Source organism: Mesorhizobium sp. BR1-1-13, from assembly GCF_020165515.1.
GTDB lineage: Bacteria > Pseudomonadota > Alphaproteobacteria > Rhizobiales > Rhizobiaceae > Mesorhizobium.
The window spans coordinates 146,478-163,084 of sequence record NZ_JAIUIH010000005.1 but is presented as its reverse complement, the minus strand read 5'-3'; the positions used below and the strand labels follow the sequence as shown (position 1 = coordinate 163,084).

The window sequence follows — 16,607 nt, the reverse complement described above, 5'->3', positions numbered from 1 at the left end:
CTCAAACATTTCGCGGGGAACATTTCTGGAAGCCGGCTCTTCTTTGGCGTGTCAGACAAAAGGAGGCTGTCATGTCGCAACGTAAGATCGATCGCGAAAAAATCGAAAGGACAGACCGGGAATGCAAGCTTGTTCTCGATGCCGAGCGAAAGGCGCGGTACGAAAAAACGGCCAGGTTGCGAGAACAACGGCTTAAAGCGATGGAGTTGCGCGTGCAGGAACTTAAGCCGGCGACGAAGCTTAAAGCTCAATGACCACACGCGGCATCAACTTCCTCGATCGGTGGATCGCCAATAACATCCCCGAGACAACGAAATCGGATGCAATCTCCGTTCACGAGCTAACCCATCAGCTGTTTGCCGACGCCAAGTCGCTTGGGATCAAGCGAGACGAGATCGATGAGGAAGTCGACAGCCTTTATCGCACAATGTTCGACGCCATCGTGCACTACGATGCAGGGCGTCCGGAATGAGCGATCGCGACCCGACGGCTTGACTGGTTCCCGCCTTGTTCCCATTTTGGTCTTCGCTGACGTGAGGTGTGGTTGGCCTAATGTGTGGACGTGTTTTCGTTAAATCGACAATCCCGGATATGGTTCGCCGGTTTGAATTCGCCCATGCTGGCGATGTCGAGCGGCTGGGCAACAGCTTTCCGCTCTGGAACGGCGCGCCCATCCTGACATACCCGATCATCATCCGTGAGGAGCTGTCGACCAGCATGGCGGGCTTTGTCTCCGCGCGCTGGGGACTGGTCCCCGGCTGGGCGCGCGACGGTGGTGGCCGGCCGCCGCCTGTCAACGCTCGGTGCGAGACGATCGCCACCAACGGCCTTTTCAAGAAGGCCTATGCCTCATGCCGCTGCCTGGTGCCGATAGACGGCTATTTCGAGTAGCAGAAGCTTGACGCCTCCAGAAACAGCCTTACGCCATCGCTATGAAGTCGGGCGAGCCGTTCGCGCGGGCCGGCATCTGGGAGGAATATTCCGACAGAGCGACGGGCGAGCTGATCCGCACCTTCGCAGTTGCCACGTGCGAGCCCAATGAGCTCATGGCGAAAATTCATGACCGCATGCCAGTGATCCTGGCGCCGGGCGACTACATGCGCTGGCTCGGGCCCGAGCTGGACCCACGGGATTTGATGAAGCCGTTCCCGTCCGACCTGATGAAGATGTGGCCAATCGACAGCAAGGTCGGATCGCCGCGCAACAATACCCCCGATATCATTGATGAAATCGGCCGCGGGCCGACCGACCTGTTCGACATCTGATCGGCCCGGGGTTGGGAACTCGCCGTAGCCGGCGAGACAGAGCACCACACAACAGCGCCTCGACGTGGCCTAGTAATCACCGTTTTGCGTCGTCACTATCAGCGGCGGCACGCGACAGGAAGGTCTGCGTCGTCTGGCCAAGATGGCTCTTCAGCCACTCCGCCATTGCTTCTTCTTCGCGCAGATTCTGCTCGCAAGCCTGCACGATTTGAGTTTCGCCCTCGGCGTTGGCGGCCGCGATTAGGATTGTATAGGATGCGATTTCCATGTGCTCGAATGTGTAGCTGGCTAGAGAGCCCTTCATCACCTCATCGCCGGCAAATACCCCACTTATGGATTGTGCGAGCGCCGTGAGCTTGCCGCTTGCGACCTTCATGGTGGACGATCCTTCGCTGACCCCGTCAAGACAGGTCTTCAGCCGGGCAGCCTGTTGCCTTGTTTCTTCGAGATGTAGACGGATGCGCTCACTGAGCTCCGGGTAATTCTCGATACGGCTCAATTGTCCCGAGAGCATCGTCTCGGCCTGTTCCTCCATGGCGTGCGCGTCTCTCAGCCACTGGATCATCCATTCGCGCGATTCTGACGACATAGGTGCCTCCTGAGTTTGCTAAATAAAACGAACCTCGAGAATCAAGGATTGTTCCGACCGCGCGTGCGTTGCCGGTAGTTCGAATGCGCTCGTGACGGGCAAGGAAAATGTTCCTTATTCGTTCTCGTGGCGCACGACCCGATAGACACGCTGGGCAAGGCGACCCGGCACAACATGCTTGTGAAGGTGGAATGCAGTTGCGGGAATGTCCGCTACTGCCGGTCGGCGGATTTGATGATGGTGTATGGCGGTGGTGTCGACCCGCTGAAGCTGAAATTCGACTGCAACCGCTGCAAGCCTGAGATCAAGGTCACGCTGCTCGAGGTGCATCCCGAGCACCTGCCGAAACGACTCATGATCCACAAGCCGATGAAGATCGGCGGCAAGATCACCTGGCACACCGAACGGTTCCGCGGATGACAACATCCCCCCGATACAGCGTGACGGAACATTAGGTATGGCTAACGATTGATGGGGTGCGGCAGGTGGTGCCACCGATCGCCTGCTGAAGATCGGCCCTCCGATCGGCCCGCGCTCACCGGCAAAGTGGCGCGGGCTTTTCTAGCTACGCCGGAATCGAGGAAGATACTGTCAGCGTTTACAATACGATTCTCGATGCGGTCGTCTACCAGGACGCTGGCTTGGCGGACTGACCTAGCCTGCACTAAATCGGCTTGATGGCGTCCGATCGCCTCACCGTTCGTCTCGCCGATCAACGCGGTTGGCAGGTCGTGGACGGTAGTACGATCCTTGGGACATTTGAGTCGAAGGAAGGCGCATTTCGGTATGTCATGGATCGAGGCGCCCGCGTTCGTCTCCAGTGGGGCCGGACGGTCATTGGCGGCCCGCCGTCGCCATTTGACTTCTGCGGCGACTTTCAGGGGCGTAGCGTCGGGCGCATCAAGAAAGAGCTTCACGGCCCATCCGCCGGCCGCTGGTTCTGGTCCTGTTTCGTTGGCGTGGCCAGAGGATCGACTGACACCAGGGTTGAAGCTGTGTTCCAGGTCGAGCGCGCCTATACGCGCATTGTGGTGAAGGCGGACTATCCCAAATAGCCGAGCCAGACCAAAGCGCGATATCCCAATTGGGCGGTGGCCGCGACAACCGCAAAGATGAAGGCGAGGGTGAGGATGAGATTCACGTCTCCGGGGACCTAGCGGCCATTGCTCTTCTCCTGTGAGGGAACCTTGGGAGTAGCTCGATAGGGTACTCCATAGATTCGGCGCACGCTGGCCTCATAGCCGAATGTCCTCCTCCGGCTCTGGGTCGGGTTCAGGCAGGTCAATCGCGTGAATGCACATCTCCAGATATTTAGCGAGCGAGCCGCGTAAATCGAACCACTCACCTCTGAGGCGGTATTCCGCGAAACGCTTGTGAAACTCCTTCTCGCGACGTTTACCGCCAGGAAGGATCTTAACGATTCGGGCATCGATGGCGCTGCCAGTCTGGAGGGATTTGAACCGACTTCTAAGGTTGGTCGAGCGGCCGATCTTGACGGCGTTGCCAGCCTTCATGAAATAGACGTGCCCATGTTCAGCCGGCGGCGACGGGCGTTTGGGAACTGGCGGCGGCACATATGAGGCGCGGCGGGCTTCCTCTGCTGCATTGATCTCGGCCATGCGCTGTTCGAAATAGCTAGCCATATTGCCTCGCGGAATAATGCGGAACGATACGGGAACAATACTGTCTAACCCAGGCGATGAAACGGCAGAATTGCGCGGTTCGTCGAGTCCCTCAGCGACTAACATAATCGTTACTTGCCAACGGGTTACAAAGCGGTTCGCCCATATTGATTCAAGAAGCTGATCCAGTCACTCGCTGACCGCATTCATCTCTTTCGAATGGCAGCTTTGCGCCCAATTTCTGACATTCGAGAACGTTGGTCGGCGGCACAGAAGCGGATGTTCGTGATGACGCGTCCGCCGGACGCGCTCCGATCTGACCGACGCTCCTTACGCGCGATTCCGCGAAGCGGGCGAGCGCTATGGTCTGGAATCGGGATAGATGATCGTGTGCAAGGTCGTCGAAGATGATGGCGACGTCGAACTGCGCGTAGCAGGTGACTGGATCCGGCAGGCCAGATACCCGGCAATGGATTGTTGCTGGCATATGCTGAGACAATGTCGACGGTTAACCCAGCTAGTTCGGCAGAGCGGGTATCAGTTTGGTTGGTCATTGGTGGTCCCTTTGTCTGATTTATCCCCTCTGTTGGTTGATGATCAACGCTGCAACCGCTCTCCTAAGCTTGGACTATCGAACTGCAGTGGAGCCGACGCAGAATGCGTACGGTCGCCGGACAAGAGGCTCGTGGAGTGAAGTTGGCTGCCCAGGATCCGGTTTGGCTGGGGTTCTTGGAAGCTTTTCGAACTTTCTGTCTTGCTCCTCCAGCCGAATTGCGTGTGCTTATGAAAGAGATTGGGACTTCATGTCACGCATTGGGAGAAACTTGATCATCGAGCCGTTCGCTCGCTATCGGGGGTTCGAGTCTGAGGAGCGCTACCGCCTTTCCCCCCACTCAGAGAGCTACAGTGCCGGGCGTGATCGACCTGTCTCGGGGATGTGACCCGAAAGCTGTCCATGACGCGAACGGCAGCTTTGCTCCTCGTGTTCCTTCAATTTGCAGGTCCGGACGTACCCACCGAAAGCTAGCATGTCTCGCGGCCTCCACACACCAATCGGCGGGCACTTTGGAGTACATGCCCGCGCGCTTCTTGGTGTTGTCTGAAAGACCGGAGCCTGTCTGGCCATGCTACAGCGCATGATGGAGAGTGCTGTAGGCCTCGACAAGTTCCTTGAGGCTGAAGCCAAAATTCCGACCGCTCGGGTTTGGCACGATCCAGATCGTCGCGCCAGTCATCCGAACGTCTTGGCGGCCCCACCCGACGTTGCGGTTGCGGGTGATTGCAGTGTAAGCCGGTTTGCCCAGGAAGGCGATATTGCGGGGTCTGTAACGAGCAATTTTGCGAGAGAGCTCAACGCCGCCCGCGGCAATTGCGTGACATCAATCGCGGCGGCAGTCGGTCGATCGACGACCGTGGTGAGGCCGAGGCCAAACGAAAGGATGGACGCGTCGTCCTCGGGCTCGATTTGTGTCGGCGTAAAGCCCGCCTGGTGGATCACTTGCCAGAAGCGATTGCCCTTGCCGGCGAAGTGGTGGCCGGTCTGTGCCGCGTCCAGTCCAGGATTGAGACCGCAAAACACGACGGAGAGGTTATCGGCCAGGAGGTCGGGTAAGGTCGTGGTCATTTGTCGCCCCCTGTCATCGATGTCGGTAGGGTTTTGGCAACACGTTGGGCGCCCTGCACCACGGGCTTCACTGAGCGAGCCGCTGTGAAGCCCCTGATGCACTGCTATTGCCGCGTGCCTGTCGAGCGTTGCCATCACGATTGCGAGACCAGCTTCAGCCCGATGACGCCGGCCAGGATGAGCGCGATGCAAAGAAGCCGCAAAGGCGAGGGCGAGTCGCCGAGAAAGGCAATGCCGACGATCGCCGTTCCGGCCGCACCGATCCCTGTCCAGACCGCATAGCCCGATCCGACCGGGATCGACTTCAGGGCGACCGAGAGCAAAATGACGCTGCAGAGACCAGCTATGACGGTAAGCGAGGACGGCACCAGCCGCGTGAAGCCGACCGATGATTTGAGGAAGAAGGCAAACGCTATTTCCAATGCGCCGGCCAGAGTGAGTAATGCCCATGCCATATGGGTTCTCCGTGTTCTTCAGCTGATGTGAGCGCCGCCGTCAGGTGCTGGCCGCGGCACCCACGGGTCGGAGGTCACGCCTTCGCGGCGGCCGGCGTCGAACGGAACGAGATTCCGAAGCGATTGAAGGCGTTCATCAGGCCGACCGCATAGGTGAGGTCGGCGAGTTCCTTGTCCGTGAACTCGGCAGTGGCAGCCGCGTAATCCTCGTCCGTCACGCCGGTTTCGGCGACACGGGTGACCGTCTCGGCCCAAGCCAATGCCGCCCGCTCACGCGAACTGAAGATCTTGCCGGCGTCACGCCACACGGGGACCAGGACAAGCTTGTCGATCGTCAGCCCCGACTTGAGGAGATCGCGCGAGTGCATGTCGATGCAGAAGGCGCAGCCATTGATCTGGGACACGCGCAGATAGACGATGTCGATCAGGTCCTTGGGAAGGCCACTCTTCAGCAAGGTGACGTAGACGTTCCCGAAGGCCTTGTAGCCCTCGGGGGACGCGGTGGCGTAGTCGATGCGGTTAGACATAATGAATTCCTGCTTCCATTAGTTGAGAACGCCAAGATGAGGGTTCTTGGCCTATAACTGAAGAGCCATAATCTGGTTATGGATATAGGCCATAATTCCCCCTTGGAGCGGTCGAAAAGCAGACATGTCGAGCAACCCGGGCCCAAGGAGATATGATCCGAATGGGGAAAAGCACTGGGGCGAACGGGTGCGAGACCGAAATCTTGCCTTCAGGGCAGTACCCGGCTTGCCGGAAAGGGTTGCGCTAGTGGGTCCGATCGCCGAGCGACTCGGTGAAACCCAACGCGTGGGGGAGGAGGCCTTCGCGGAAATAGAACCGCTGGGCCAGGACCTTTTGCAGCCCGGTCTCCAGGACCAGCTGCTTGCAGCCAAGCTCGCGAGCGTATTTGCGGGCGGCGTCGAGCAGAAGCGCGCCAATGCCGCTCTTTCTGAACGAGGCATTCACCACCAGATCGTCGACAAAGACGTAGCGGCCGTAGAAAAGACTTTCCTGGGATCGGTAGCCGACAAGCCCAACGATCTCGCCGTCCGACCAGGCCGCCGTCAAGCGGTAGCCTTGCGCCTTCTGGCGGATCACCTGCTGGACAAAGGATTCCACATTTCCGAGGTTTGGACGCAGCTCCAGCATCGTGGCGTAGGAAGCCGCAATATCGGCGAAGCCTTCAACATCCTCGATTTCCACGCCCTGACCCATCTTCTTCATTTCCGATCGACACCACCTATGTGTCATTCCTGGAGATGTCTCCGCCCCCGGTGACAACCTCAAAGTTTACACCTCTTGAACTAGGCTCGAAGGGCCATGATCGGGCATATCCAGTAGGCCATGTGGGAGCGCCGGGCGCCGTCAGAGCAGGTTGAGGATGCGTTTTGCCAAGGTCTCGGCGTTTCTTTGCGAGTCGACATTGGTGAAGTTCAACAGCAGGGCAGACGCAGCTTCTTTTTCTGTCGACCAGTCACTGAGGGCTTCGGCATAGAGCCCGGCGCCGCGCATGCGTGCAACAAGGGCGCGGTCTGATTGCTGACCGTGGAGTCGCAAGATCAAATGCATCCCACCAGGCTGGGTATCGACCCGCATGTGTTTGCCAAGGACGGCTTCGAGCCCGTTTACTGCCATTTCCCGGCGTTCACCGTAAAGCTTGCGCATGCGTTGGATGTGCCGCGCGAAGTGGCCCTCCGTCATGAAGGCCGTGACGATCGCCTGGGTGAGTTCCGGACTGCCGCCGGTGAAGGCCTCGCTGATCTGCTCAAACCGCTCCACCTGAGCTTCCGGCACCACGAGATAGGCGAGCCGCAGGCTGGGAAACAGAACCTTGCTGAAGGTGCCGGCATAGAGAACCCGCCCGTCCCGATCGAGGCTCTTCAGTGCGGGCAGAGGGCGGCTCACATATCGATACTCGCCATCATAGTCGTCCTCAATGATCCAGGCGTCGCTCCTGGCCGCCCAGTCCAGCACCTCCAGGCGCCGTGACAAGGACAGCGACAGGCAGAGCGGGGATTGATGGGCCGGGGTTAGGACGACTGCGCGAGCACGCGGCGCAAGCTTGATGCCCTGCGACACCATCACGCCGTCACGGTCGACCGGCACCGAGACCGGGTTGATGCGCATATGTCCTAATATTTGGCGCGTCGGCGGATAGCCGGGGCTCTCCAGCCAGACGCGATCGCCGGGCCGCATGAGGGCGTGACAGATCAGCTCGATCGAATGGCGGTACCCAGTGGTCACGAAAATCTGTGAAGCCGTGCAGCTTATACCTCGCGAGACCTGCAGATAGGCGGCGATACGGGCACGCAGTTCCGGCAGGCCGTTGACGATCGGGTGTACCATGTCGGCCGGCTGCATGGCCCGCACGCACTGGGCGCCAAGGCGGGCCCAGATTTTGCGCGGAAAGGCGTCGAGCGCCGGCAAGCCCATCTGGAAGGGCAGGATCGAATCCGGGCGAAAGCTGGTGGAGAGGCCGACATCGGGTTGTGGTGGGGGGCTTGCGACAGGCGCACGTTTGAGGTCTGGCGTTACAATCGTCCCGGCCTGACCCCGTGCCTGGATATAGCCCTCAGCCGCCAGCAGCGAGTAGGCTGTATCTATGGTGCCCCTCGCCAGGCCGAGTTCCTTGGTCAGGGCTCGGGCAGACGGGATGCGATCGCCGGGCTTGAGTACGCCGCTGGCGATTGAATCGCGAAAGCGGTCGTAGATCTGCCGGTAGAGAGGGACAGTGCCAGCCGGGTTAAGGGACGCAACGAAATTGGTTTTGGTTTGAGTCATGGACCAGTGACTTTCGTAATTTTGTCACTTGAGCCTATACCATGTTGGTGGTGTCTGGCCATTCCTTCTGCAGCATTCGCGGGCAAATGGCTGGGGTCCGCGGGATGATTGCCGACTGTGTGCCCTCGCGCGCTGCGGCGTAGGACATCTCACGAGCCAACGATTGCCGGGGCCCAATGGGGTTGGGCGAAGTGCCGGTTTGCCCAGTCGTTGACAAGTCCATGCGCCAGCGACGTTTCGGATAAGAGAAATCTATACCTTGCCGTCTGACGTGCACGGAGATTTTTCTCAGGCGCTGGAAAAGTCCCCGCTTCACGGACTGAGCTGTCTAGCGCAGGCATGCTTGTGACTCACCCTGATTAACCGCGTCTTGCTCCCAGGCCGTCGTCAACTGCGCCACGGCTGTGCCGCTCATGGACCAGTTACGGTTTCACTTCATGGACCTTGGAGATGGACCATGAGGCACGTTACTACCGCGCTATCGCTGCCCGATTGCAGCAATGGATTGATCGGAAGTGTTGAGAAAGATGACCAAGATTTTGCGCCTGACCTTCAGCCCGAGGGGCGAAAACTCGGAAAGTTACAAGCTGTCAGCGAAGATCGTCGAATTGCTTCTGCAAAAGGAGCCTGGCGCCACCGTCACCCACCACACTTTCGGCGATGGGCTGATTGCGCATGTCGATGAAAACTACGCGATCTCACAAGGCTCGGCCGCGGACGTCTCCGAGGACGGCTCGATGGCGCGCTCGGAAGAGCTGGTGAAGGAGCTGGAGGCAGCCGACATCGTCGTCATCGGCACGCCGATGCACAATCTGACTGTTCCGTCCGCCCTGAAGGCGTGGATCGATCACATCGTGCGTGCTCGCCGCACCTTCAACATCACGTCCGCCGGCAAGATCGGCACGCTTCGGGATCGTCCCGTTTACATCGCCATCGCCTCTGGCGGCCGCTTCTCTGGCGAGAAGGCTCGCCAACCCGATTTCCTCACGCCCTATCTGAAGGCGGTGCTGGGCATTGCCGGGTTGCATGACCTGAGATTCTTCTCCGTTCAAGGCACTGGTGCTGGTCCGGAGGTTACCGCCGAGACGCGGGCACACACACATCAGGAACTGGCAGAGCACTTTGCCGGGGTTTCTGCTGCTGCTTAAACGATCGCATGGTCGGCACACCGGCCATGCGCGGCGCGCAACCGACTGAATGGGTTGATGGTAGATGGCTCTCCGTCTGCGGCCGGTTGCGCGCCACCTTTTTTTAGGCCTTGCGGCTGCGGGCGCGCCGCTGGGCCGGCGCCTCGGGCCAGGTAGCCAACGGCCAGCAAATGGCCTGCCGCCCGCTCCGCACCCTGCTGCCAGCCATCTCCGTTCCGCTAGACTTGCAGCGGCAGCTGTCCGGCTCCAGCGCGGCGAGCCCACAAATTCAACTTGCGCCCGCTCGGTGTCGAAGTTCACGATCTGCCGCTCAGGCCCGACATGGTCCTCGACGCCATCCTGGGCGCCCGGCAACGGTTGAAAGCGAAGGTCGCCTTACAGTGAAGCCTGCCAATTTCGATTATGTTCCCACGCACAGTCGCCGAGGCAACAAAGGCTCTCCTTTCCGCCAATGGCAGCGCAAAAGTCATAGCAGGTGCACAGTCTCTCGGCCCGATGCTCAATCTGCGGCTCGTCCAGCCAAGCCTGCTGGTCGACATCGCCGGCCTGCCGGAACTGACGCAGGTGAAGCAAGATCGCGCCGGCCTGACCGTCGGCGCAGCCATAACAGCGGCCGATATCGAAGATGGCCGCGTCCCGTCCGCGTCCGTTCCCGTGTTGCCCCGCATTGCCGGCGGGATCGCCTACAGGGCGGTCCGCAACAGGGGCACGATCGGGGGCAGCCTGTGCCATGCCGATCCGGCGGCCGACTGGGTCTGCACGCTGGCCGCGCTCGGCGCTACCGGCCACGCCGTCGGGCCGGACGGGAAGGGGCGCGACATCCCCTTAAAGCAATTCATGTTGGCGGCCTTCGAGAATTCGCTCGCCGACGCAGAAATCCTCGTCTCAGTCACCATCCCGGCGCTCTCGCCCTCGGCCCGCGCCGTGGTGACGGACCGCAAGGGGCCTTCAACTTCACCATGGCGACGCTGGCCGCCACCGATGCGTTCATCCAGTCGCGACCCGAGGCCGCGGCCGGAGCCGTGCGGGCGATAGCGGCCGCGAACCGCAAGCTGGTCGAGGACCGACGCGGGCGCATACGGTCGGGATGAAGATATTTCCGCAGGAAGCCGACCATATCGTCGAGCTCATCCGGCGAGATGTCCCGTTCTACCAGACAGCCCTCTCAACGGACTTTGTGTCGGGCATGAACACGTTTGCCCGCAACGTCGACATCCTCGACGTGGATGTCCCCTACGAGCACGTCGTTGCGGAGCAATTTGCTCGGTGGTGGACGCACTGATGGGGCCCGGGCGGCCTTGGCCGCGGCCAAAGATCCGTGCGGTGGTCCGCCTCATGGCCCAGATCGTTTGGCAGATCATGGACCTTTTTGGATCGGCCTTGTGCCCGGACGGTAAGGGTCTGGCCGCGACCACCGGCGCAGCGGCAGGCTGCGTTGACCGACGCGCATAGGCTGGCAGGGACCTTTGGCTGGCCGGCCATCTTGGAGATGTCTGGAATGACGAAATCGCAAGGGGTGAACGGCGCCTTCCTGATGCTGGCCATCCTCCTCATCTCCTTCAATCTGCGCCCTGCCATTGCCGCGATCGGGCCGCTGACGGCCCAAATCCTCAGCGACACCGAGATGGGGTCGACAGGAATTGGGCTTTTGACCACGCTACCGGTGTTCCTGATGGGCCTTGCGGCAATGAGTGTGCGCCGGGTTCGCCGGGCGCTGGGCGAGAAGATGGGCATTGGACTCGGCGCCCTGGTGATAGCTGGCGCATGTGCCGCAAGGATGTGGTTTCCGACCGGACCGGGGCTCTTGGTGACGGCGGCCGGCGCCGGCGTTGGCATCGCGATCGTCCAGGCGCTTGTCCCGGGGTTCATCAAGCGCAATTTTGCCGCAAACACCGGCCGCGCCATCGGTCTCTACTCGACCGCGATCGTGGCGGGGGCGGCTGTCGGATCGGCGAGCGCCGCCATGTTGGCGGATCGCCTTGGCTGGGCCTCTGCGCTCGCCTTCTGGGCGATCCCCGCATTTCTGGCCATGGCGCTATGGATGGTGGCCAGCCGCAACGCGGCCTCTGACCAGCGATCGCCCTCCGGGCAGGCGCACGCCGCTAGCCAGGTCACATTCTGGCGCAACCCGCGTGGCTGGTCGTTGTTGATCTTCTTTGCCGTTGGCACCGGGGCGTTCGTGATCGTTGTGGCCTGGCTGCCGCCTTTTTATGTCGAGCTCGGCCAATCGCCGAAGCTTGCCGGCTATCTGCTCGGCGCGCTCACCATTATCGAGGCCTTCACGGCGCTCGGTGTCGCCGTCTTCGTCCATCATTTTCCTGATCGACGTGGGCCCCTGATCACGTCGCTTGTCTTGGTGCTGGCTGGCCTCGCCTGTCTGCTGCTCTCTCCGATCCTGCTCGCCATCCCCGCGGTGATCTTGCTCGGCGTTGGCATCGGCATCCTGTTTCCGCTGTCGATTATTGTCTCGATCGACCACGTCAACGATCCGACGCTGGCCGGCGATCTCACGGCCTTCACGCAAGGCGGCGGCTACATGGCGGGAAGCGTCTTTCCGCTTGTCGCCGGGGCGCTGAGAGACGCCTTCGGGAGCCTCTCGCCAGGCTGGCTGCTGATGGCGGCAGGCATCGTCGCGGGTATCCTGCTTGTGCTGCGCTATTCGCCGCAAAGCTATCTGGAATTCAGGAGAGGTTTGACGCCGGCGGCCCTGCCGAATGCCGTGCCGACCAGAGTACATTGAGTGCAAGCCAGTCTGCGGGCTCGCTCGCACCGGGGGATTGAACCAGGAAAGGGACCCAGATGCTGGGACAGCAAGTCGATGGCTTGGAACGGTTTGACGACTATGTGATCGACTTCGTGCGCGAGCGCATGATGGCTGGCGAGCGGGTCGTCATCGTCACCCTGGTCCACATCGAAGGCTCGTCACCGCGGCCCGTGGGGGCGCAGATGGCGGTTTCGGAGGATGGGGACTGGGTCGGTTACCTTTCTGGAGGTGCATTGAGCGGGCGGTCGTGGCGGAGGCGCTCGCCGCAATTGCGCAGGGGCAAAACCGGCGCGTGCGCTACGGTCGCGGCTCCCGATATCTGGACATCCAGCTGCCCTGCGGTAGCGCGATCGAACTGGTCTTTGACGTTAAGGTCGCTCTGTGCGACGTCTTGGCGATCGACAGCAGCTTGAAGGCCCGCAGGCCGGCCCGCCTGCCCGTCCCGAGCGAAGAGGGCCAGCCGGGGATGCTGCGGGAATATCGCCCCAGGCGCCGCCTCCTCGTCTTCGGCGTTGGGCCGGCCACGGTCCACCTGACGCGGCTGGCGCAGATGTCTGGATTTGAAACCGTTCTATACTCCCCCGATCGGGAGACGATCCGCATCTGCGAAATCGGGGGATCGGTTGCCCACGCTATCGACAGCACGTCAGCCATCCCCGTATTCGAAGCCGACGCCAATTCGGCCATTGTGTTCATGTTCCACGACCACGCCTGGGAAAGACGATTGATCCCCAAGGCACTGGAGTCGGCAACCTTCTATGTCGGAGCCATGGGCAGCCGGCGAACCCATGCGCAAAGGCTTGAGACTTTGAGCGGGCAAGGGGTCGATCCTGTCCAGCTCGGCCGCATCCGGGGTCCGGCCGGGCTCTTCTCGGGGGCCAAGAGTGCTCCCGATATCGCCATGTCGATCCTTGCTGAAATCATGCAGCTTGAGCGTGGCATGAACAGTTCGAGCCTTATAGACATCGGGCCGGCCTTAGCCGTTGAGGCTGAGACCGGCATTGGCCGGCAACGCGCCTGGCGCGTGGGGCTCGCTTTTTCGCCCCTTTGATCCCTGCTATTGAAGAGGAGCGTCGCATGCTCGCGGCATCACATTGCCCTGGCCGCTGTTGACATTATGTTGCATATACAACATATGAGCAGGAAAGGAGCATCTGATGGCGAGCACCGTGGCTTCGGAGGTCACCCAAAACTGCCTTCTGACGCGCACACGTCGGATATCGCGCGTTCTGACCGGCATCTACGACCAGGAGCTGCGCCCCTTCGGCGTCAACTCTCCGCAGTTCTCCCTGCTCGTCCTGATCGCCCGTCTGGGCGTCACCACGCGGGCCGAGATCGGCCGGGCCAACCATCAGGATCGCTCGACCTTGACCCGCAACCTTCAGCTCCTGCTCTCGCAAGGCTGGATCGAGGAGATTGCGCAAACGGCGGGACGCGGCAGACCAATCGAGCTGACCAAGGCTGGAAGGGATTTGCTGGGTGAGGCGGTTCCGGGCTGGCGGAAGGCCCAGGCAAGAGCGACGAAATTGCTCGGCAAGGATGCCGTTGCCGTGGTTGCCGGAATCGCCGATCGGTTGCCGACATGATCACGGGCATCCGAAAGATTTGCCGCCAATGTTGCATATACAACAATGACGGCGCTGACCAAAAAGTGAGAAAAGGAATCGCTCGATGAACACAGTCAAGGCCGCAGCTGTCCAGATCAGCCCCGTGCTCTACAGCCGGGAAGGAACCGTTGCGAAAGTCATTCAAAAGATCCAGGAGCTCGGGCGGCAGGGCGTCCAGTTCGCGACCTTTCCGGAGACGGTCATCCCATACTATCCCTATTTCTCTTTCATCCAGGCGCCTTTCGACATCAGGATCGGTAGCGAGCATCTGCGGCTGCTGCAGGAATCGGTAACCGTACCCTCGGCAGAGACGCGCGCCATTGGCGAGGCGTGCAGGCAGGCGCAGATGGTCGTGTCGATCGGCGTCAATGAGCGCGATGGCGGCACCATCTACAACACGCAATTGCTGTTTGATGCGGACGGCACGCTGATCCAGCGCCGGCGCAAGATCTCCCCCACCTACCATGAACGCATGGTTTGGGGGCAGGGCGACGGATCGGGTCTTCGCGCCGTTGACAGCGCCGTCGGCCGCATTGGCCAGTTGGCGTGCTGGGAGCACTATAACCCGCTGGCGCGCTATGCCTTGATGGCCGATGGCGAGCAGATCCATTCGGCCATGTATCCCGGTTCCTTTGCGGGTGACGTGTTTGCCGAGCAGATCCAGGTCAACATCCGCCAGCACGCGCTCGAAGCGGCCTGTTTCGTGGTCAACGCGACGGCGTGGCTGGACGCCGACCAGCAGGCCCAGATCCTGAAGGACACCTCTTATTCCAGCGCTCGCCCGATTTCGGGCGGCTGCTTCACGGCAATCGTTTCGCCAGAAGGCATGCTGATCGGAGAGCCGCTGCGCTCCGGTGAGGGAGAGGTGATTGCGGATCTTGATCTCTCAATGATCGATCGCCGCAAACAGATGATGGATTCGCGCGGCCACTACAGTCGTCCCGAACTGCTCAGCCTTTTGATCGACCGCACGCCCGTTCAGCACCTGCACGAGCGGGACGCCCATCCGAAGGCAGCTGTCCAAAAGCCTGGCACAGAGAGCCAGCCCAAGGATTCTGCCGACATTGGAGTGGTCTAGGCCAAGGTGGTGCCGGTGCGCCCAGAAACTGCCTCGACGCCGCATTGAGCGGCGCCGAGGGGATCACGATCTTTCGTTCTCTCCTTTGCCTCCAGCGGTCTCCGTCGCGGGCGCGCGGGCTGGCCTCAGGTACCGATGTGTTCCGCGGACCTGCCATGCTCGGTGCATGATTTTGCTGAGCATCCACAGACCATCATGGACTAGTCAATTCGTTACAATATGCATCTATTGATAGGCCAAGAAGGTCCTTAAGTTGCCGCTGTGCGCATCTCGAAATCAGAGATGCGCTCCTGATGAAAGCATTGGGCGCGATCGCCTGCTCATCGGTCGCTGCAACCCCTTAGGAGGCTGCATTTTGACAGGCGCCGGCTGCCGGTGCCTCAGAAGGAGACGTTATGAGACATCAACTGAAATCAAAATTAATTTGGGCCCTGCCGGTCGCAGCGCTGTTTGTGATCTTCTGCGCGGGCGCCGCGCTTGCCGATACGAGCTCGGTCAAGGGCCCCGCGCCAGTGGTGATTGCGAAGTCCGGCGAACATTGCAAAGACGACCCCAATTGCTTCAACCGGATCCACTATGCGGTAAAGCCGGTGGCTCACGTGCAGCCGGACCAGCTCTTCATCCTGGAGACCCGCGACGGGCTCGATTCCGATTTGAACTTTCAGTCGACGCCCGAGGACGTGGCGGCCGTCGATCTGAACCGCTGCCACCCTCTGACGGGACCGGTTTATGTCGATGGCGCAAAGCGCGGTGACTCGCTCGATGTGACCGTCGTCGACATCGCTCCTGATGATTTCGGCACCACAACGATCGTTCCCGGCTTCGGCTTCCTGCGCGACGTGTTTCGCGATCCCTACATCGTCCACTGGAACCTCAATCGACTTGAGGCCCGTTCCAAGGACATGCCGGGAATCTCGGTTCCCATGAATGCCTTCATGGGCACGGTCGGTGTGCTCCCCGACAAGCCGGAGCTCGACAAGTGGCTTAAGCGTGAGAAGGAACTGGCCGACGCTGGTGGTGCTGTGCTGACGCCGCAGCCGGTGGAGGCGCTGCCCGCTGATCTTTGCGGGGTCGACGGCACCAACAAGGACGAATGTGTGCGCACCGTTCCGCCGCGCGAGAACGGCGGCAATCTCGACACCAAGGAAACGGTTGTCGGCACGACCATCCATTTTCCTTGCTATATCGATGGGTGCGGCCTCTTCGCCGGCGACGTGCATTTCGCCATGGGCGGCGGCGAAGTCGCTGGGACCGCCATTGAGATGGGGGCTCGCGTAACGTTGCGGGCAAAGGTGACGCGCGGCGGCGCGGCAGCGCTTCCGACAGTGCAGTTCGAAGGAGGTGCGGAGCTCAAGAAGCTTGCCCCGTCCAGCTTCTATGCGGTCTCCGGTCTGCCGATCAAGCAGAAGGGCGACGTGCCTGTCTTCGAGACCTATCTAGGCGGCAAGAAGATTGCCCCGCTCGCCAACATGTCCGAGGACCTAACGCTTGCCGCGCGCAACGCCACCCTCAACATGATCGACTACCTGGTCAAGACCAAGGGGCTGACCCGCGAGCAGGCCTATGTGCTCACCAGCGTGGCAGCCGACCTCAATGTCGCCCAGGTTGTCGATTTCCCCAATGTCGGCGTCACCGCGATCCTCAATCGCGACGTGTTCAAGGACTGAC

20 protein-coding genes and 2 pseudogenes are annotated in these 16,607 nt (G+C 60.9%); 13 read left to right on the top strand and 9 right to left on the bottom strand.

Going from position 1 to position 16,607, the window contains the following annotated elements:
• Positions 1 to 71 precede the first annotated feature (71 nt).
• From LB533_RS14375 to LB533_RS14365, 3 genes and pseudogenes are all read left to right on the top strand, one after another.
• Positions 72 to 254: a hypothetical protein gene (locus LB533_RS14375; protein WP_224677446.1), complete on the top strand. Its 183-nt coding sequence runs from the start codon at positions 72 to 74 to the stop codon at positions 252 to 254.
• Positions 251 to 472: a hypothetical protein gene (locus LB533_RS14370; protein WP_224677445.1), complete on the top strand. Its 222-nt coding sequence runs from the start codon at positions 251 to 253 to the stop codon at positions 470 to 472. Before LB533_RS14375 ends, LB533_RS14370 begins: the two co-directional genes overlap by 4 nt.
• 80 nt (positions 473 to 552) lie before the next feature.
• Positions 553 to 1,265: pseudogene (locus tag LB533_RS14365) on the top strand (SOS response-associated peptidase).
• A gap of 76 nt (positions 1,266 to 1,341) precedes the next feature.
• On the opposite strand, the gene LB533_RS14360 reads toward LB533_RS14365, so the two are convergent.
• Positions 1,342 to 1,854, bottom strand: a complete 513-nt coding sequence (locus tag LB533_RS14360; RefSeq protein WP_140640813.1) for a ferritin-like domain-containing protein — start codon at positions 1,852 to 1,854, stop codon at positions 1,342 to 1,344.
• Positions 1,855 to 1,980: 126 nt separating this feature from the next.
• Between LB533_RS14360 and LB533_RS14355 the strand changes: the two genes are divergently transcribed.
• Positions 1,981 to 2,274 carry a hypothetical protein gene (locus LB533_RS14355; RefSeq protein ID WP_224677444.1) on the top strand — a complete coding sequence of 98 codons (294 nt, stop codon included), beginning with the start codon at positions 1,981 to 1,983 and terminating at the stop codon, positions 2,272 to 2,274.
• A 41-nt stretch (positions 2,275 to 2,315) separates the two neighbouring features.
• Here LB533_RS14355 and LB533_RS14350 read toward each other — a convergent pair whose 3' ends face one another.
• The 8 genes from LB533_RS14350 to LB533_RS14320 all read right to left on the bottom strand — a co-directional run bounded on the left by LB533_RS14350 (position 2,316) and on the right by LB533_RS14320 (position 8,342).
• Complete coding sequence (locus tag LB533_RS14350) at positions 2,316 to 2,771, bottom strand: hypothetical protein (protein ID WP_224677443.1); 456 nt, start codon at positions 2,769 to 2,771, stop codon at positions 2,316 to 2,318.
• Between the two features lie 318 nt (positions 2,772 to 3,089).
• Positions 3,090 to 3,497 carry a GIY-YIG nuclease family protein gene (locus tag LB533_RS14345; RefSeq protein WP_224677442.1) on the bottom strand — a complete coding sequence of 136 codons (408 nt, stop codon included), beginning with the start codon at positions 3,495 to 3,497 and terminating at the stop codon, positions 3,090 to 3,092.
• A gap of 1,106 nt (positions 3,498 to 4,603) precedes the next feature.
• Positions 4,604 to 4,789 (bottom strand): hypothetical protein, encoded by a 186-nt coding sequence (locus LB533_RS30145; protein WP_411970890.1) that lies wholly within the window; start codon positions 4,787 to 4,789, stop codon positions 4,604 to 4,606.
• Positions 4,708 to 5,100 carry a mismatch-specific DNA-glycosylase gene (locus LB533_RS14340; RefSeq protein WP_224677441.1) on the bottom strand — a complete coding sequence of 131 codons (393 nt, stop codon included), beginning with the start codon at positions 5,098 to 5,100 and terminating at the stop codon, positions 4,708 to 4,710. Before LB533_RS14340 ends, LB533_RS30145 begins: the two co-directional genes overlap by 82 nt.
• Before the next feature lie 134 nt (positions 5,101 to 5,234).
• Entirely contained in the window at positions 5,235 to 5,555 is a 321-nt protein-coding gene (locus LB533_RS14335) for a DMT family transporter (RefSeq protein WP_140640823.1), read from the bottom strand.
• A 74-nt stretch (positions 5,556 to 5,629) separates the two neighbouring features.
• Positions 5,630 to 6,082 (bottom strand): carboxymuconolactone decarboxylase family protein, encoded by a 453-nt coding sequence (locus tag LB533_RS14330; protein ID WP_140640825.1) that lies wholly within the window; start codon positions 6,080 to 6,082, stop codon positions 5,630 to 5,632.
• 244 nt (positions 6,083 to 6,326) lie between these two features.
• Positions 6,327 to 6,812: a GNAT family N-acetyltransferase gene (locus LB533_RS14325; RefSeq protein WP_263487545.1), complete on the bottom strand. Its 486-nt coding sequence runs from the start codon at positions 6,810 to 6,812 to the stop codon at positions 6,327 to 6,329.
• Positions 6,813 to 6,926: 114 nt separating this feature from the next.
• Positions 6,927 to 8,342, bottom strand: a complete 1,416-nt coding sequence (locus tag LB533_RS14320; protein ID WP_140640826.1) for a PLP-dependent aminotransferase family protein — start codon at positions 8,340 to 8,342, stop codon at positions 6,927 to 6,929.
• A 539-nt stretch (positions 8,343 to 8,881) separates the two neighbouring features.
• Between LB533_RS14320 and LB533_RS14315 the strand changes: the two genes are divergently transcribed.
• The 9 genes and pseudogenes from LB533_RS14315 to LB533_RS14275 all read left to right on the top strand — a co-directional run bounded on the left by LB533_RS14315 (position 8,882) and on the right by LB533_RS14275 (position 16,606).
• On the top strand, positions 8,882 to 9,490 hold the full coding sequence (locus LB533_RS14315) for an FMN-dependent NADH-azoreductase (RefSeq protein ID WP_263487513.1): 609 nt from the start codon (positions 8,882 to 8,884) through the stop codon (positions 9,488 to 9,490).
• Between the two features lie 402 nt (positions 9,491 to 9,892).
• Positions 9,893 to 10,525 carry an FAD binding domain-containing protein gene (locus tag LB533_RS14310; protein ID WP_224677438.1) on the top strand — a complete coding sequence of 211 codons (633 nt, stop codon included), beginning with the start codon at positions 9,893 to 9,895 and terminating at the stop codon, positions 10,523 to 10,525.
• 52 nt (positions 10,526 to 10,577) lie between these two features.
• The gene (locus LB533_RS14305; RefSeq protein WP_224677437.1) at positions 10,578 to 10,772 is read left to right on the top strand and encodes a hypothetical protein; all 195 of its coding nucleotides are present in this window, start codon (positions 10,578 to 10,580) and stop codon (positions 10,770 to 10,772) included.
• A 216-nt stretch (positions 10,773 to 10,988) separates the two neighbouring features.
• Positions 10,989 to 12,230, top strand: coding sequence for an MFS transporter (locus LB533_RS14300; RefSeq protein ID WP_224677436.1), 1,242 nt, complete (start codon positions 10,989 to 10,991; stop codon positions 12,228 to 12,230).
• 59 nt (positions 12,231 to 12,289) lie between these two features.
• Positions 12,290 to 12,445: pseudogene (locus tag LB533_RS30140) on the top strand (XdhC family protein); the annotation flags it as partial.
• A 56-nt stretch (positions 12,446 to 12,501) separates the two neighbouring features.
• Positions 12,502 to 13,305, top strand: a complete 804-nt coding sequence (locus tag LB533_RS14290) for an XdhC family protein (RefSeq protein ID WP_224677435.1) — start codon at positions 12,502 to 12,504, stop codon at positions 13,303 to 13,305.
• A 106-nt stretch (positions 13,306 to 13,411) separates the two neighbouring features.
• Entirely contained in the window at positions 13,412 to 13,840 is a 429-nt protein-coding gene (locus LB533_RS14285) for a MarR family winged helix-turn-helix transcriptional regulator (RefSeq protein WP_224677434.1), read from the top strand.
• An 85-nt stretch (positions 13,841 to 13,925) separates the two neighbouring features.
• Entirely contained in the window at positions 13,926 to 14,939 is a 1,014-nt protein-coding gene (locus LB533_RS14280) for a nitrilase-related carbon-nitrogen hydrolase (protein WP_224677433.1), read from the top strand.
• Between the two features lie 395 nt (positions 14,940 to 15,334).
• Complete coding sequence (locus tag LB533_RS14275; protein ID WP_224677432.1) at positions 15,335 to 16,606, top strand: acetamidase/formamidase family protein; 1,272 nt, start codon at positions 15,335 to 15,337, stop codon at positions 16,604 to 16,606.
• Position 16,607: the final 1 nt, after the last annotated feature.

Bases quoted from the DNA above. Each gene is read 5' to 3' on its own strand.
- LB533_RS14280 (WP_224677433.1), top strand. From the start codon at position 13,926: ATGAACACAGTCAAGGCCGCAGCTGTCCAGATCAGCCCCGTGCTCTAC.
- LB533_RS14345 (WP_224677442.1), bottom strand. From the start codon at position 3,497: ATGGCTAGCTATTTCGAACAGCGCATGGCCGAGATCAATGCAGCAGAG.
- LB533_RS14325 (WP_263487545.1), bottom strand. From the start codon at position 6,812: ATGACACATAGGTGGTGTCGATCGGAAATGAAGAAGATGGGTCAGGGC.
- LB533_RS14305 (WP_224677437.1), top strand. From the start codon at position 10,578: ATGAAGATATTTCCGCAGGAAGCCGACCATATCGTCGAGCTCATCCGG.
- LB533_RS14360 (WP_140640813.1), bottom strand. From the start codon at position 1,854: ATGTCGTCAGAATCGCGCGAATGGATGATCCAGTGGCTGAGAGACGCG.
- LB533_RS14340 (WP_224677441.1), bottom strand. From the start codon at position 5,100: ATGACCACGACCTTACCCGACCTCCTGGCCGATAACCTCTCCGTCGTG.
- LB533_RS14285 (WP_224677434.1), top strand. From the start codon at position 13,412: ATGGCGAGCACCGTGGCTTCGGAGGTCACCCAAAACTGCCTTCTGACG.
- LB533_RS14330 (WP_140640825.1), bottom strand. From the start codon at position 6,082: ATGTCTAACCGCATCGACTACGCCACCGCGTCCCCCGAGGGCTACAAG.
- LB533_RS14320 (WP_140640826.1), bottom strand. From the start codon at position 8,342: ATGACTCAAACCAAAACCAATTTCGTTGCGTCCCTTAACCCGGCTGGC.
- LB533_RS14275 (WP_224677432.1), top strand. From the start codon at position 15,335: ATGAGACATCAACTGAAATCAAAATTAATTTGGGCCCTGCCGGTCGCA.
- LB533_RS14335 (WP_140640823.1), bottom strand. From the start codon at position 5,555: ATGGCATGGGCATTACTCACTCTGGCCGGCGCATTGGAAATAGCGTTT.
- LB533_RS14375 (WP_224677446.1), top strand. From the start codon at position 72: ATGTCGCAACGTAAGATCGATCGCGAAAAAATCGAAAGGACAGACCGG.
- LB533_RS14370 (WP_224677445.1), top strand. From the start codon at position 251: ATGACCACACGCGGCATCAACTTCCTCGATCGGTGGATCGCCAATAAC.
- LB533_RS14310 (WP_224677438.1), top strand. From the start codon at position 9,893: ATGTTCCCACGCACAGTCGCCGAGGCAACAAAGGCTCTCCTTTCCGCC.
- LB533_RS14300 (WP_224677436.1), top strand. From the start codon at position 10,989: ATGACGAAATCGCAAGGGGTGAACGGCGCCTTCCTGATGCTGGCCATC.